The following is a 14,988-nucleotide window of genomic DNA, read 5'->3' as shown; positions in this document are numbered from 1 at the left end:
ATGCGCCGTGTCGCTCAACCGGATCGGGCGCGGGTGGGCGCGATGGGTGGATCTGTGGGAAGCTGCCGCACCCGATCGCGGCGGGCGGGTGCCGCGGATGGGCGCGGGGGAGGGCGAGGGCGGGCAGGGCAGGCGCGCGTACAGGGGAGCGGGGAGCGCTCGTGTCCTCGAGCGAATTCGGAGCTCGGCGGCCCTCCCGCCGTGGAGTCGCTGCTCGCGAGGCGCGCGGCGGCGCCGGCGAATGGCTCGTTTGCGCGCAACGGTTGGGCAGCGCGGATACGGCGCGTGAGCCGACGTCTCAGCGCGCGCGGCGATCCTGCTGCACCGACGGACGCCGGGCGGCGCGCCGCGCGGGGGCGCTCAGGCAGAGCCCCACCGCGGGCAGGCCTGGTGTGCTGGTTGCCTGAGGGAGAGCCGACCGGCGACGGAGATCCGACGGAGATCCGGCGTCGAGGTCCACATCGCTCTTTGCCCCGCCTGCTCCGCGCGATCGCTCGTCCGGGGCTGGCCACGAGGTGTCGCACATGAGAAAGGCAGTGATCTTGACGCTCCTCGGCGCGTCGGCGGCGGGGTGCGCCGCGCGCACGGCGACGTTCGGCGATCGGGTCGTCGCCTCGGAGGCGATGATCCGGGCCGCGGAGGAGGGCGGCGCCGACGAGGTCCCGCTGGCGGACGTCCACCTGCGCCTCGCCAGGGAGCAGGTGGAGCGCGCGAGGCGGCTGTCGGCCGAGGGCGTGGCCGATCGGGCGCGGCGCATGCTCCTGCGCGCGCAGGCGGACGCGGAGCTCGCCATGGTCCTCGCGCGGGAGGCGCGGGCCCAGGCGCGCGCGCGCGAGGCGGTCGGGGAGGTCGGATTCATCCATCAGCGGCTCCGGTAGGGGCGCGCGGGAGGAGGCGCGGAACCATGCGATGCAACCCGAGGATGGCGGCCACGACGGTGGCCATGCTGCTCCTCGGCGGCCTCTTGGGGTGCGCGAGCGCCCCGCTGCCGCCGAAGGAGCTCATCAGCGCGCGGGAGAGCTACGCGCGTGCCCGAGCGGGCGCGGCGGCGGAGCTCGCGGCCGCGGACCTGGAGGGCGCCGGCGAGGCGCTGGAGCGCGCAGAGCGCGCGTTCGCCGCGGGGAGGGAGCTCGCGGAGGCGAGGGATCTCGCGTACCTCGCGGGGCGCCGGGCGCAGCTGGCCGACGCGCTCGGGCGCACGGCGGCCGCGGAGCGGCAGCGAGGCGCGGCCCTCCAGGCGTACGCCGAGGTGCAGCTGGCGCTGCGCAGGAAGGGGGCGCCGCCGGCCGACGCGGCGGAGCCGCTCGAGCCGGGCAAACCGACGCAGCCGCCGAAGGCGCCGGCCCGGGCACGCGCCCCGGAGCGCTCGCTGACGCGCGCCCCGGAGCGCTCGCTGACGATCCTGGACGGGCGGTGAACCGCGCCCGGCGCGGCAGACGCCGCGCGGCGGACGGCGCATGGCGACGGACGACAGCGGAGGCGGAGGACGCAGGCGGCGCGAGGACGGCCGACGGCCGGCGGACGGCGTCGCCCTGCTCCGGGCCGTTTGCTCCGCGCGGCGCCATCGCGTAGAAGCGAGGGTGATGTCCTCTGGCGCACCGCAGGCGTCGCCCGCTGCACTCCTCCCGGACGAGCTCCCCCCGGGCGAGCGCGCCTCGCTCGCCTTCCTGGCCGTCGTGTCGCTCGTCTCGTGCGCCGCCGATCTGGCGACCAAGGCGTGGGCGCACGCGCGGCTCGCCGGGTTCGACGCGAAGCGGTCGGGCCCGAAGATCTTCACGGTCATCCCGGACCACCTGGATTTCATCTTCGCGCAGAACCCGGGCGGCGCCTGGAGCTTCCTCCGCAGCCTCCCGGACGGCCTGCGGCGGCCGTTCTTCCTGTTCGTCTCCGCCGCGGCGATCGTCTTCATCGTCTCGATCTACCGGCGCGTCCACAAGGACCAGGCCGCGATGAAGTGGGGGCTCGCGCTGGCGCTCGGCGGCGCGATGGGCAACCTGGTCGACCGGATCCGCTACGGCTGGGTCATCGACTTTATCGACGTCTACGTGATCCGCGGCGGCCAGGAGTTTCACTGGCCGACGTTCAACGTCGCCGACATCGCGATCGTCGCCGGCGTCATCCTCATGTCCACGGACATGATCGCCTCCGCCCGCAACGCGAGCGCTCCCTCGTCAGCGCCGAGCGGCGGGCCCGGCGGCCCGGCGGGCGGCGACGCCGCCCCTCCGCTATCGACGGAAGCGCCTCCGCCCGCCCCGCCGGCCGGCTGAAGGGCCGAAGCGGCCGCGCGGCGCGCGGTCAGAGAGCGGGCTGCGCGCGCACGCGCGCACGCCCGAGAAGCACGACATGACGACGCGCGAGACGGGCGAGGGCGCACAGGGCAGACGGGCGAGACGGCGCGCCCGGAGGGAAGCCTTTGCCGGAGAGCTCGGTTTGTCGTAGAGGAACGCGCTCCGCATGACTGAAGACGCCACGCCGCGAGATGCTGCCGTGAAGACCGAGGGTGCCGATGCGGAGCCGGACCGCGCCGCGCCCGTGAAGGCGCCAGAAGGCGCGCCGCTGGCCGCCGGCGAGCGCGACCCCGAGGGGCGCGGCTCCTCGCTGGAGGACGACGCCGACGATGTGGTCGCGCCGGCGAAGCCGACCTACCGGCCGTCGTACGTGTTCCTGCTCGTCGTGTCGGCCGTCACGCTGGCCGCCGACCTCGGCACGAAGTGGTGGGCCAAGGACCGGCTGGAGCCGCGGGCGCTCGCGGACCTCGCCGACGCGCCCCGGCCGCTCGCGCTCCGGAAGATCGAGGTCATCCCGGATCACCTGAACCTGATCTTCGCGAAGAACCACGGCGGCGCGTGGGGCATCCTGGGCGACGAGAGCGAGGCGATCCGCCGCCCGTTCTTCCTCGTGGTCTCGCTCGCCGCGATCGTCTTCATCGTCTCGCTGTACCGCAAGCTCCACCCCTCGCAGATCGCGCTCCGGTGGGGGCTGCCGCTCGTGCTCGGCGGTGCGCTCGGGAACCTCGTCGACCGGATCCGCTACGGGTACGTCATCGACTTCATCCAGGTGCGGTTCACGCCGACGTTCGTGTGGCCGACGTTCAACGTGGCCGACATCGCGATCGTCGTGGGCGTCGGGCTGATGGCGATCGACATGTTCTCCCCGCAGCGCCCCGAGCTCGCGAGGAAGCCCTCCGGGGCGAAGGCGTCGGCGGGCTGACCATGCGACCCGAGCTGTTCCGCCTGCTCGACGTCGCGTTCCCCGCCTACTTCCTGCTGCTGCTGACCGGCTTCCTCTTCGCGACCGCGATCGGCGCCCTGTGGGCGCGGCGCATCGGCGAGGATCCGGACGTGATCGTCGACCTGGGGCTCGCGTGCCTCCTGGCCGGCGTCGTCGGCGGCCGGCTCCTCCACGTCCTCGCCGACGGGTACTTCTGGGATTACGTGCACCTGTGCACCGACCCGTCGCTCGTCGACTGGAAGGTCGAGCAGGCGCTGTGCGAGCCGCGGTACCACGGCGTCTGGGACGCCGCGAAGGGGGTCTGCCACCCGACCGAGCGCGATTGCCTGGCGTGGGCGAAGTTCTGGGCGGGCGGCCTGACGTACTACGGCGGCTTCGTCGGCGCGTCGGCGATGGCGTACTGGCTGCTGAAGCGCGATCGGTTCCCGTTCTGGAAGGCGGCGGACATGGCGGGCTTCGCCGTCCCGCTGGGCCTCGGGTTCGGGCGGATGGGCTGCCTGCTCGCCGGCTGCTGCTTCGGCCAGCGCACCGACGGCGCGCTCGGGCTCTCGTTCCCGCCGAACAGCCCCGCGAGCGAGGCGCAGTTCAAGCTGCACGAGCTCGCGAGCGCGCGCCTGCCGTCGCACCCCGTGCACCCGACGCAGATCTACGAGTCGGCCATGTCGTTCGCCATCGCGGCGATCTGCCTGCTCTACGTGCACGGGCGGAAGCGGTACGACGGGCAGGTCTTCGCGACGTTCCTCGGCCTCTACGCGCTCGGGCGCTTCACGCTCGAGTTCGCGCGCGCCGACGACCGGGGTGGCCTCATCGGCCTGTCCACGTCGCAGCTCATCGGGGTCGCGATGCTCGGCGCCGCGATCGCGATCCACGTGGCGCGGAGCCGGAAGACCGCGCCCGCGGCGATCGCGCCGGCCGCCTGAGCCGCGGCCCTGACGGCGCGCGGCATGCGCCGTCCGCCAACCGCGACGCTGGAGCGCCGATCACGTCGATCGAGCGAGAGACAAACCGCCGAGGCGCCGAGCCAGGGTCTTTCTCTTGGCGCCCTTGGCGCCTCGGCGGTTCGAGCTCCTGCTCGTCTCAGGCGCCTTCGACCCGTTCGTCGCGCTGGGGACACCGACGAGGCGCGGAGGCGTTGCTGCCTGCGATGTCCGCGCCGCGCCGGACGTCAGCCCTGGGAGACTTCCTTCTGCTTGCGCTTCTTGTACGCGGCGCGCTGGTCGTCCGTCGGCGGCTTGCCGAAGACGTACGCGAGCCCGATCGAGAGCACGTAGAGGAGGCACATCGGCACGGCCATGACCAGCTGGCTGGTGATGTCCGGCGGCGTCAGGATGGCCGCCAGGACGAAGGCGCCGAACACGAACCAGCGGCCGAACAGGATGAGCTGCAGGTAGTTGACGATGCCCGCGATCGAGAGAAACAGCACGATGAGCGGGATCTCGAAGATGATCCCGAAGCCGAGCAGGAGCTGGGCGACGAAGTCCAGGTAGTCGCCCATCATCACCGTCGGCGTGATCGTCACCCCGTCGCCGCCGACCGTGCCGGCCATGCTGAGGAAGTAGCCGAACGAGATCGGAAAGGCCGCGCGCCAGCCGAACAGGCCGCCGCCCACGAACAGGATCGTCGAGAACAGGACGAACGGGATGACGTAGCGCTTCTCGCGGGCGTAGAGGCCCGGCGCGACGAACGCCCACAGCTGGTAGAAGATGAACGGCGAGGCCAGCGCCGCGCCGCCGATCATCGACAGCTTGAAGTAAGCGACGAACGCGGCCGCGGGCGCGCCGAAGTGGAGCGAGGGGTTGCCCGGCAGGCTCTGCTCCCGCCACGCCTGCACGAATGGGACGGTCAGGAAGTGCAGGAGCTTCTCGCGCACCTCCCACCCGGCGATGCAGGCCGCAAAGAAGACGAGGATGCTCCGGACGAGCCGCTTGCGCAGCTCGTCGAGGTGCTCCCAGAAGGACATCGGTTTGTCCTCGTTGAGGTCCTCCTCGGTGTTGTCGCTGGACGCGCCGGCCGCCCCCGGGGAACCGCTCTTCGCCGCCGCCTGCTCCTGGCTCATGACGCCGCTCCGTTCCCCGTCGCTGTCGTCTCCTGCGCCGCCGCGGTCTCCTGCGCCGCCGCGGACCCTGCCGTGCTCGCCGCGCCCTGCGGCGCTGCCGCGGCCGCCGGCGTCGCCGTGGTCGCCGCGCCTGCCGCGCCCTCCGCGCCGCTCGCCGCTGCCGCGGCGGCTCCGCCCTCCACCGGCGCCGCGGCGCCTCCGCCCTCGGCCGCGTCCGCCGGCTTGGGCGCTCCCTCGATCTCGGCGCCGTAGGCGTCGCAGCCGAGGACCGGGTACTCGCGCTCGCGGAGCGGCGGCACGTTCTGCGGCGGCGGCGGCACGTCCGGCGGCGGCGGCAGGGGCTCGGGCTCCGGCGGCCTCACGCGCGGCGTCGCCGAGACGACCGTGCCGATGGTGCCGGCGTCCATGACGGGCTTCACCAGCGTCTCGATCACGTTGACCCGCGAGAGCGCGCGGAGCTCGCGGAGCTCGCGCTCCAGCCCCTCCTGGCGGATCAGGTCGTCGATGCCGCTCTGCGTCCGGAGCTCGGTGGTCATGCGGCGGAGCTTGGCGATCCAGCTCCCCGCCGTCCGCATCATCGCGGGCAACCGTCGTGGGCCGACCACGATGATGCCCACGATGACGAGCACCATTACCTCGCCGAAGCTGAAGCCGAACACGGGCGCAAGCTAGCGCGCGCCGGAGCAGGGATCCATAGCGACCCTCACGCCGGCCGCGGCGGCGCGCTCGGCCCGACGCCGGCCGCCTCCGCCGCCGCGCCGGGCCGGGGCGACGCCCGGCGGCCGCCTGGCCGCTGCGCCTCCGCCGGAGGCCGCGCGAGCTGCCCGCAGGCCGCGCCGACGTCGCCGCCGCCGGAGTAGCGCACGATCGAGCCGACGCCGGCGGCGGAGAGGACCGCGCGGAACGCCTCGAGCCGCGCCGAGCGCGCGAACGGATCGGCCGGCGCGGCGCCGCCCTCGGCGCCGCCGGGCGGGGGAGCGTCGGCCGCGCCGATGGCGTTGTAGGGGATGAGGCTGAGCCGAGGCGAGATGCCGTGCTGCGCGGCGAAGCCGCGGGCGAGCGCGGCCAGGCTCGCGGCGTCCTCGTCCGCGTCGTTCTGGCCCGCGAGCAGCGTGTACGCCCACATCGGCGCGTGCCCGGTCGCGCGCGCGTGCTCGCCCACGGCGGCGAGGACCTCGTCGAGCGGGTGCGCGCCGTCGATCGGCATGAGGTGGCGCCGCCTGCCGGGCCGCACCGAGCCGAGCGAGAGGCCGAGCCGGACGCCCGGGACCTCGGCCGCGAGCCGCCGGATCCCCGACGGGAGCCCCGCCGTGCACACCGTGATGTTGCGCATGTCGATCGCCTGCGCGCTCGGCTCCGAGAGCACCCGGATCGCCTGGATGACGCGATCGGCGTTGGCGAGCGGCTCGCCCATGCCCTGGAACAGCACGCCGTGCACGCGCGCGCCGCCGCCCACGGTGGCGCCGAGATCCCGGCGGATGAGCCGCACCTGCTCGACGATCTCCCAGGCCTCCAGGTTGCGCGCGAGGCCCATGCGCCCGGTGGCGCAGAAGGCGCAGGCGAGCGCGCAGCCGACCTGCGAGCTCACGCACGCCGAGTACCGGCCCGGCCGCTCGAGCGGGATGCGCACCGACTCGACCGCCGCGCCGTCCTCCAGACGGAACGCGTACTTCACGAACGGATCCTCGGCGCTCGCGCGCCGCTCCACGAGCGCGAGCGTCCTGATCTCGCCCGCCGAGCGCGCGGCCTCGAGCGCGGCGCGCCGGACGGTCGCGGGCGCGCGCGCGGGCAGCTCGCCGAGGCGGTGCGCCAGCGAGACGATGCGGCGCGCGTCGGTGAGGTCGATGCCGCAGGCGCCGGCGAGCTCCTCCGGCAGCACGGCCTGGAGCGCGAGGCGGGGGCGGCGTTCGTCCGAGCTGCTTTTAGGGCGGGGATCCACAGCGGATACCGACTAGCGCGCCAGGGCGGCCCAGTCTACGGTCGCCCGCGCATGCTTCGCCCGATCCGCTGGATGCGGCGCGGGTTCGCGCCCCTCGCCGCGGCGGGGCTCGCCCTCGCGCCGGCCGGCGCCGCGCGCGCGTCGCCGGAGGACGTGCTCGGCTTCGGCGCGCGCGCGAGCGCCATGGGCGCGACCGGCGCCGCGGTCGCGGAGGGCTACGAGGCCGTCTACGCGAACCCGGCGCTCCTGTCGCTGTCGCGCGAGCGCCGGCTCACCCTGGGGCTCGAGGGCGCGATCTTCGACCTCCGCGCGGGCGGCCGGCGGCTCTCGTACCCGCCGCTGCGCGGCAGCCTGATCGGCGCCACGGTGCCGATCCCGTTCGGCGGCGCGCTCGCGGACCGCGTGACGATCGGCCTCGGCTTCTTCGCGCCGTTCGACGTGGTGGTCCGCGGGCGGATCCTCTACCCGGAGACGCCGCAGTTCCCGGTCGCGGACCGGACCCAGTCGGTGGCGGTGCAGGCGGCGCTCGGCGCGTCGCTCGGGCGCGGCGTCCGGGTGGGCGCCGGCTTCGCCGCGCTGGCGGCGCTGTCCGGCGCGGTGACGGTGGCGACCGACGCGTCCGGCCGCGTGGGCACGCTGGTCGAGGACACCCTCGTCGCGAGCTACGGGCCGATCCTCGGCGCGAGCTACGACATCGGCGCGTACCGCGTCGGGGCCGCGTTCCGCGGCGAGCTCGCCGGGCGCTTCGACGTCGTCATCCGCGCCGAGGATCTCGGGGGGATCGCCGTGCCGCCGCTCCACATCGCGGGGATCGCGCAGTACGATCCGGCGCAGGTCGCGCTCGAGGTGGCGCGCGTGAAGGGCCCCTGGAAGGTGGCGATCGGCGCGACGTACAAGCGCTGGTCGGCGTACCCCGGCCCGGTCGAGGCGACGGTGCGCTGCCCGGACGTCGACCCCGCCACGGGCGAGCCGTTCGCCGGCCCGTGCGGGGCGCCGGCGCCCGCGGATCCGGGGTACTCGGACACGGTCGTGCCGCGCGTCGGCGTGGAGCGCAGCCTCGCGCTGCGGCCGGGGGCCACGGCGCACGCGCGCGGCGGCGCGTACCTCGAGCCGTCGCCGGCGCCCGAGCAGACGGGCGCGTCGAACCTCTACGACAACGCGCGCGTCGCGCTGTCGCTCGGCTACGGGCTCGCGCTCGCCGCGCCGCTGCCCCGGCTGACGCTGGACCTGTTCGGCGAGGTGCAGCTGCTCCTGCCGCGCGCGCACCGGAAGCGCGGCGAGCCTGCCGCGGGCGGCGGCGAAGGCGGCGCCGGCGCGGTGCGCACGGGGGGCGTCCTGGTCGCGGGCGGGACGACGCTCGGGGTGGCGTTCTGATGCGCCGGCCCGCCTGCGCCGCCGCGCTGCTGGCCGCGCTGACCGCCGGGCCAGCGCGCGCGCACGCGCCCGACGCGTACGGCTTCGGCGCGCGCGGCGCCGCGATGGGCGGCGCGCTCGCGGCGGACGCGACCGATTTCTCGGCGAGCTACTACAACCCGGCGGGCCTCGCCGGCGCGACGGGGCTCGGCCTCTCGCTCGGCTACAGCTACGCGTCGAACGGCCTGCGCACGAACGGCCGCGACAGCGGCGTGCGCGACGTCCACGGGCTGTCGGGCGGCCTCGTCGCGCCAGGCGAGGTGCTCGGCGTCCCATTCGCGTTCGGGCTGGCGACGTTCCTGCCGGACGACGGGCTGTCGCGGATCGAGGCGATCCGCCAGGAGACGCCGCGCTGGGAGCTCTACGACGACCGGCTCTCGATCCTGTTCCTCGCCGCGAACATCGCGGTGCGCCCGCTCCCGTTCCTGGAGCTCGGCGGCGGCGTCGCGTTCCTCGCCTCGACGCGGGGCCGCTTCTCGGTGACGGGCCGCGCCGACGCGCTGTCGCCCTACGACTCCGCGCTCCGCCACGAGGTGGACGCGGATCTCACGTCGATCCGCTACCCGCAGCTCGGCGCGCGGGTGCGCGCCTGGGATCTCGGCTTCGTCGGGGTCGTCTACCGCGGGGAGGCGAAGCTCCCGCTGTCGATCGACGCGCGGCTGCAAGGGGTCGTCGACTTCGCGGGCATCGAGGTGCCGCTCCTCTACGAGCTCGAGTCGCGCACGGTCGACGCGTTCCTGCCGCAGCAGGTCGTCGTGGGGGCGAGCTTCCAGCGGATCCGGGGCCTGCGCGTGAACCTCGACGTCACATGGGTGAACTGGTCGGCCTACGAGAGCCCGGTGGCGAGGGCGCGGGCGCACCTCGAGGCGTCGCCGCCCCCGGAGGTGCCGCTCGACCTGCCCGACGATCCGAGGCCCACGTCCGTGGTGCCGCTCCGGTTCGAGGATCGGCTCGTGCTGCGGCTGGGCGTCGAGTACGCGATCGCCGCGGCGGGGAGCCCGCGCGAGGCGGCCGGGCAAGGCGGGCCGGGGGGAGCGCGGCACGCGATCGAGATCCCGCTCCGCGCGGGGTACGTCTACGAGCGCTCGCCGGTCCCGCCGCAGCGGGGGGTGACGAACTACATCGACGCAGATCGACACACGCTCTCTCTGGGGGCGGGCGTGGTCCTGAATCGGCCTCTGCCGGAGCTGCCGGGCTCGCTCCGGATCGATGTGCACGGGCAGCTGTCCGTGCTGCCGGAAGTGGTGGTGGAGAAGGACAATCCGGCTGATTTCGTCGGGGACTACAGAGCAGACGGCACGATGGTGAACCTTGGAGCGACGGTGACGGCTGCGTTCTGATCCCGTGAACGAGGTGAATCGCGCGGGGATCGACGGTGGCCGTGGCACTCGATGGCTCTTCGCCGGAATGTCGATTCGCCACCTGCGGGGTCGTGCAGGCTTGACATCAGATCGCTTTGCACCGCCATCGCCGCGCGCTTGACGCGCGCTCCAGTTCTTGCGAGACCACCTCATGCCAACGGATGCACCTTCTTCGTCGTCAGGCGAAGCACCCCGCTTCGATTTGAAGGGTCAGGTAGCGCTCGTCACCGGGGCCGCTCGCGGCCTCGGGAACGCATGCGCGCTCGCCCTCGCGCACGCCGGCGCGGACGTCGCCCTTGGCCTGCGCGAGATCGGCTCAGCGGGGGAGCTCGCCGAGTCCATACGCGCCCTCGGCCGACGCGCGCTCCCGCTGCAAATGGACGTGACGCGCACGTCGGAGATCAGGAGCGCGGTGGCCGAAGCGATCCGCCATTTCGGTCGCATCGACATCCTGGTCAACAACGCCGGAATCGGCCCGCCGAGCCCCGCAGAAGACGTGACCGAAGAGGACTTCGATCTCACGGTTGCGGTGAACCTCAAGGGCACGTTCTTCGTGAGCCAGGAGGTCGGGCGGACGATGATCAAGAACCGCAGCGGCAAGATCGTGAACCTGAGCTCGCAGGCGGGGTTCGTCGGTCTACCGACCGAGTCGGTCTACTGCATGACCAAGGCAGGGATCGCGCACCTGACCAAATGCCTCGCGGTCGAGTGGGCCAGGTACGGCATCAACGTGAACGCGGTCGCCCCGACGTTCATCCGGACGCCGGGCACCGTCAAATGGCTCAAAGACGAGGCGTTTCGAGACGATCTCCTGTCGAGGATCCCCCTCGGGCGCGTCGGCGAGCCCGTCGACGTGGCGGGCGCCGTCGTCTTCCTCGCGTCGCCTGCCGCGTCGCTCATCACCGGGACCACCCTCCTCATCGACGGCGGCTTCACCGCCCGGTGACTATCTCCCTCGCACCGACTCCTCCAGGCAACGGTAGGATCCGAGTTTGCGCCCTCGCAGGCCGCTCCCCGCGGGGATGCACTCGTGACTAGTTCCGCCCCGCCAGAAGTCCGGCCAGGGATCCGGAGAGAGAGTTCAACGCCAAGGCGCAAAGACGCAAAAAAGATTTGTAGTTTTGCGCCTTTGCGCCTTTGCGCCTTTGCGCCTTTGCGCCTTTGCGCCTTGGCGTTTATTTCTCTGTCGCTCGCGAGGCAGATCCCTGGCGGGAGTTCTGACCGGCGGTACTAGGATGGAGCGGTGCTCCAGGATCCGACGCGCATCCCCATCCGTGAACCTCGGGGCCCACGCAGGCCTGCATCACGCCTCCGTCCGCGCTTGCCGATGCTGCTCCTCCTCCCTCGAGCGCTCGCCCTCTGCGCGGTTCCGTGGCCGCTCGCTTCCTGCGCGACGCTCCCCTCGGAGGAGGCCGACGAGGGCAGCCTGCCGAACGCCCTCGCCGGTCCGTTCCGGGAGATCGACCAGGAAGAGCTCGGCAACTCCAGGGCGGCCCCGCACGTCATGAACGACGACGAGCGCTTCGCGCGCGACGCCTCGGTGGTCGATCTGGACGGCGATCCCTCGACGCTCGCGGCCGCTGGCTTCTTCGCCGCCACGCTCGGCCCCGACGACGCCGAGCCAGACCCGCTCGCCCCGCCGAACGCGATCGTCCGCTACGAGGCCGCGGACGGCCGCTCGTTCGAGCGATCGCCGGTGACGGTCCTCGCGCCGGAGCTGCCCTGGGAAGGCGGCACGGTGGCCGCCCCTTCGGCGCTCCTCCTGGACGGCGAGATCTGGCTCTACTACGCGGCGGAGGGCGGCATCGGCCTCGCGCGCAGTACCGACGGCGTCGCCTTCGCGCGCGAGCCGGCGCCCGTGCTCGCGCCGACCGCGCCCGACGACGGCGGCTGGGAGCGCGGCGCCATCCCCGGCAGCCCCGGCGTGGTCCGCCTGCCCGACGGCTCGCTCCGGATGTTCTACGTCGTCGCGGGCGACGGGGGCGCGTCCTTCGTGGGCGAGGCGCGCAGCGACGACGGCCTCGCCTGGGCGCGCGTCGGCGACGGCCCCGCGCTCGCGCCGGCGCCCCTGCCGGCCGCCGGCGCGAGCGCGGCGGAGGACGAGCCCTTCGACAGCGCCGCCGTCTTCGATCCCGCGCCGGTGCTCGCCGTCTCCGCGACGGGCCGGCCGAGCCTGCGCGTCTACTACGCCGGCCGCGACAGCGCCGGCCGCTCCGCGATCGGCCTCGCGGCCCGCTTCGGTCACGACGGGCCGCTCCAGCGCGCGGCGGCGCCGGTGTTCGGCGCGTCCTCCGCGCTCGCGCCGCGCGCGCCCTGGGTGGCCGCTTATCCCGGGTTCTCGCTGCTGTTCGTCACGCAGGCGGCGGGGACGCGCGACGGCCAGGGCTACCCCGCGGTCGCCGCCGGCGTCGCGCCGGCCGACGCGTCGCTCCCGCCGCCCGAGCCGTGAGCGCGCCCCGATCGCCCGCCCGCCGCGCCGCCCCGGCCGCCCGCGCCGGCGGCCCAGCGCTCCGCCGTTGACGCTGCGGGCCCCGGCACCACGACCTCCGCGTCGATGCCGTCGATCGACGTCATCGATCGACGTCATCGATCGACGAAATTGCCAGCGCGCCGGCCGATCGAGCTCGCGCTCGACGAGGCCCTCGGAGGAACCATGTCCGTCGCCAGAGTGGGCGAGCCCGCCCCCGAGTTCACGCTCCCCGTGTTCGATCCCGCCGCCCCGAACCGCCACGATCTCACGGTCTCGCTGTCGGATCACAGCGGCCGGTGGCTCCTCTTCTTCTTCTATCCGATGGACTTCACCTTCGTGTGTCCGACGGAGATCCTCGCCCTGGCCGATCGGCGCGCCGACTTCGATCAGCTCGGCACGAGCCTCCTCGGCTGCTCGACCGACACGACCTACACCCATCGGGCCTGGGCGATGACGCCCCGGGAGCAGAACGGCATCGCGGGCGTGAACTACCCGATCGCCGCCGACCACTCGGGCGAGGTGGCGCGCAGGTACGGCGTGCTCATCGAGGGCGTCCACGCGGCGCTGCGCGGGCTCTTCATCGTCGATCCCAAGGGCGTCCTCCAGTACGCCGTGATCCACTCGCTCAACATCGGCCGCTCGACCGACGAGACCCTCCGCGTGCTCGCGGCGCTCCAGACCGGCGGCCTGTGCCCGTCCGACTGGAAGCCGGGCAAGGACACGATCGAGATCGCGGCGGAGCAGCGCCGTGCTGCCTAGCGGCGCGCCGATGCCCTCGTTCGAGGGCGCGACGCGCTGGCTGAACGGCGAGCCCACGCCCGCCGCGCTCCAGGGCGCGCCGGTCGTCGTGCAGTTCTGGGCGGTGTCGTGCTCGCTCTGCAAGGACAACCTGCCCACCCTGCGCGCGTGGAAGGACAGATACGGGCCGCGCGGCGTCCGCTTCGTCTCGGTCCACATGCCTCGCCAGGAGTCCGACACGCGCGTCGATCGGGTGGAGGCCGTCGTGACGGAGAGCGCCATGGACGAGCCGGTCGCCATCGACAACGCGCACGCGATCGGCGACCGCTTCCAGACGGGCGGCCTCTGGCCCGCCTACTTCCTGTTCGACGGCGAGGGGAAGCTGCGGGCGCGATCCGCGGGCGCCGCAGGGCTGTCGCACCTGGAGCGCGCGCTCGCGCAGCTCACGGGCGAGGAGGGCGGCTGAGCGACCCGGCCGGCCGCGCGGGGAGCGCCGGCCCGGCGCGGCCCGCGAGGTCGAGGGCGACCTGGCGCTCGATCCAGAGCAGCAGCGGGCAGAAGACGAGCGCGCAGGCGATCGCCAGCGCGGCCACGCCGGCCATGCCGTCGAGGCGCCCGTCCGGGAGCTCGCGGAGCATCCTGGCGGACACGAACGCGGCGAGCGCGGACGCGAGGTGCTGCACCGCCGACTGCATCGACGCGAAGCGCGCCCGCTCCGAGGGGAGCGGCACCTTCGAGGCGAGCGTGCTGTACGAGATGTTGCAGATCGTCGTGCCGGTCATGAAGCCGACGAACACCGCGAGCACGGGCAGCCCCGGCACGTACGCGTGGAACCCGGCGTAGAGGACGGCCACGAGCAGCGCCGCGCCGGAGAGGCTCGTGCGGAACGCGCCGAGCCGGTCGAGCAGCGGGCCCGCCGTGCGCATCACGACGAAGCTGAGCGCGCCGCCCGCGAGGTAGAGCAGGCCGAGCCGCTCGCGCGGGTAGCCGAGGTTGTTCTGCACGTAGGCCGAGATGTTCGGGATGATCAGGAACGACGCCATCATCAGGGCCGTGGTCGCCAGGTACGAGCGCGCGACGAGCGGGCAGCCGAGCAGGGCGCGGAGCTCGCGGAGGGCGCTCCCCGGCGCCGCCGCGCCGCCGATGTGGCCGCGCATCGAGGGCAGGAGCGCGGTCGCGAGCCCCGCGACGAGGACCCCGAGCCCGGCGACCGCGAAGAAGGGCACCTGGAAGCCGCCGCGCCGCGCGAGCTCGAGCCCGGCCGGCACGCCGAGCACGGCGGCGAACGAGTAGGCGCCCATCACGACGCCCATGGCCTTGCCGCGCCGCTCGGGCGGGATGACGTCGGCGACGATCGACAGGGAGATCGCCGCCGCGGGCCCCCCGAAGGCGCCGGCGAGGACGCGCGCCGCGAGCAGGGTCGAGAGCCCGGTGGCGAGGCCGCCCGCGGCCGTGGCGACGACGAGGCCGAGCATCGCGACCGCGAGCGCGCTGCGCCGGTCGAACCGGTCGAGGAAGAACGCGCCGGCGACGCCCGAGAGCGCCGCGGCCGCGGTGTAGCTGCCGCCGACGAGGCCGAGATCGGACAGCGGGATGCCGAGCGCCGCGGCGAGGTCCGGCCCGAGCGGCATGACCATCATGACGTCGAGGAGGTTGACGAACTGGACCGCCGCGACGAGGAGCAGGATCGTCCGTTCGGAGCGCGCGCTAGCCATGATCGCCTCGCGCCCGGCCCTGGGCCGCCTCCCGTGTCGCGGCGGCGCCCCGGCCCCCGCGCGGT

At 74.1% G+C, this 14,988-nt stretch carries 15 protein-coding genes; 11 read left to right on the top strand and 4 right to left on the bottom strand.

The genetic code is table 11. The features are described from left to right. Positions 1 to 524 precede the first annotated feature (524 nt). The 5 genes from WMF33_RS23400 to WMF33_RS23380 all read left to right on the top strand — a co-directional run bounded on the left by WMF33_RS23400 (position 525) and on the right by WMF33_RS23380 (position 4,151). On the top strand, positions 525 to 878 hold the full coding sequence (locus WMF33_RS23400; RefSeq protein WP_437339201.1) for a DUF4398 domain-containing protein: 354 nt from the start codon (positions 525 to 527) through the stop codon (positions 876 to 878). 26 nt (positions 879 to 904) lie between these two features. After that, positions 905 to 1,417 carry a DUF4398 domain-containing protein gene (locus tag WMF33_RS23395; RefSeq protein ID WP_437339200.1) on the top strand — a complete coding sequence of 171 codons (513 nt, stop codon included), beginning with the start codon at positions 905 to 907 and terminating at the stop codon, positions 1,415 to 1,417. Positions 1,418 to 1,583: 166 nt separating this feature from the next. Beyond that, the gene (gene lspA, locus WMF33_RS23390) at positions 1,584 to 2,267 is read left to right on the top strand and encodes a signal peptidase II (RefSeq protein WP_437339199.1); all 684 of its coding nucleotides are present in this window, start codon (positions 1,584 to 1,586) and stop codon (positions 2,265 to 2,267) included. 220 nt (positions 2,268 to 2,487) lie between these two features. Beyond that, positions 2,488 to 3,210: a signal peptidase II gene (lspA, locus tag WMF33_RS23385; RefSeq protein ID WP_437339198.1), complete on the top strand. Its 723-nt coding sequence runs from the start codon at positions 2,488 to 2,490 to the stop codon at positions 3,208 to 3,210. Between the two features lie 2 nt (positions 3,211 to 3,212). Next, complete coding sequence (locus WMF33_RS23380; RefSeq protein WP_437339197.1) at positions 3,213 to 4,151, top strand: prolipoprotein diacylglyceryl transferase; 939 nt, start codon at positions 3,213 to 3,215, stop codon at positions 4,149 to 4,151. Positions 4,152 to 4,396: 245 nt separating this feature from the next. Here WMF33_RS23380 and tatC read toward each other — a convergent pair whose 3' ends face one another. From tatC to rlmN, 3 genes are read right to left on the bottom strand one after another with little or no spacing between them, the layout of a single operon-like run. Next, complete coding sequence (gene tatC, locus WMF33_RS23375; protein WP_437339196.1) at positions 4,397 to 5,287, bottom strand: twin-arginine translocase subunit TatC; 891 nt, start codon at positions 5,285 to 5,287, stop codon at positions 4,397 to 4,399. After that, complete coding sequence (tatB, locus tag WMF33_RS23370; protein WP_437339195.1) at positions 5,284 to 5,946, bottom strand: Sec-independent protein translocase protein TatB; 663 nt, start codon at positions 5,944 to 5,946, stop codon at positions 5,284 to 5,286. The genes tatC and tatB overlap by 4 nt, the downstream gene beginning before the upstream one ends. 44 nt (positions 5,947 to 5,990) lie before the next feature. Then, on the bottom strand, positions 5,991 to 7,226 hold the full coding sequence (rlmN, locus tag WMF33_RS23365; protein WP_437339194.1) for a 23S rRNA (adenine(2503)-C(2))-methyltransferase RlmN: 1,236 nt from the start codon (positions 7,224 to 7,226) through the stop codon (positions 5,991 to 5,993). A gap of 51 nt (positions 7,227 to 7,277) precedes the next feature. On the opposite strand from rlmN, the gene WMF33_RS23360 reads away from it, so the two are divergent. The 6 genes from WMF33_RS23360 to WMF33_RS23335 all read left to right on the top strand — a co-directional run bounded on the left by WMF33_RS23360 (position 7,278) and on the right by WMF33_RS23335 (position 13,674). Next, on the top strand, positions 7,278 to 8,600 hold the full coding sequence (locus WMF33_RS23360) for an OmpP1/FadL family transporter (protein ID WP_437339193.1): 1,323 nt from the start codon (positions 7,278 to 7,280) through the stop codon (positions 8,598 to 8,600). Next, a complete protein-coding gene (locus tag WMF33_RS23355) occupies positions 8,600 to 9,979 on the top strand; it encodes an OmpP1/FadL family transporter (protein ID WP_437339192.1) in 1,380 nt (459 codons plus the stop codon). The genes WMF33_RS23360 and WMF33_RS23355 overlap by 1 nt, the downstream gene beginning before the upstream one ends. Before the next feature lie 172 nt (positions 9,980 to 10,151). Continuing rightward, entirely contained in the window at positions 10,152 to 10,946 is a 795-nt protein-coding gene (locus tag WMF33_RS23350; RefSeq protein ID WP_437339191.1) for an SDR family NAD(P)-dependent oxidoreductase, read from the top strand. Between the two features lie 381 nt (positions 10,947 to 11,327). Next, complete coding sequence (locus tag WMF33_RS23345) at positions 11,328 to 12,449, top strand: hypothetical protein (protein ID WP_437339190.1); 1,122 nt, start codon at positions 11,328 to 11,330, stop codon at positions 12,447 to 12,449. A gap of 204 nt (positions 12,450 to 12,653) precedes the next feature. Continuing rightward, a complete protein-coding gene (locus WMF33_RS23340) occupies positions 12,654 to 13,229 on the top strand; it encodes a peroxiredoxin (protein ID WP_437339189.1) in 576 nt (191 codons plus the stop codon). A gap of 10 nt (positions 13,230 to 13,239) precedes the next feature. After that, complete coding sequence (locus tag WMF33_RS23335; RefSeq protein WP_437339188.1) at positions 13,240 to 13,674, top strand: TlpA family protein disulfide reductase; 435 nt, start codon at positions 13,240 to 13,242, stop codon at positions 13,672 to 13,674. Here WMF33_RS23335 and WMF33_RS23330 read toward each other — a convergent pair. Further along, a complete protein-coding gene (locus WMF33_RS23330) occupies positions 13,652 to 14,923 on the bottom strand; it encodes an MFS transporter (RefSeq protein ID WP_437339187.1) in 1,272 nt (423 codons plus the stop codon). The two genes, WMF33_RS23335 and WMF33_RS23330, sit on opposite strands and share 23 nt — an antisense overlap. Positions 14,924 to 14,988: the final 65 nt, after the last annotated feature.

The organism is Sorangium sp. So ce394, from assembly GCF_051474665.1.
In the GTDB taxonomy this organism is placed as follows: domain Bacteria; phylum Myxococcota_A; class Polyangia; order Polyangiales; family Polyangiaceae; genus Sorangium; species Sorangium cellulosum_D.
This window is presented reverse-complemented; position numbering and strand designations above follow the sequence as displayed.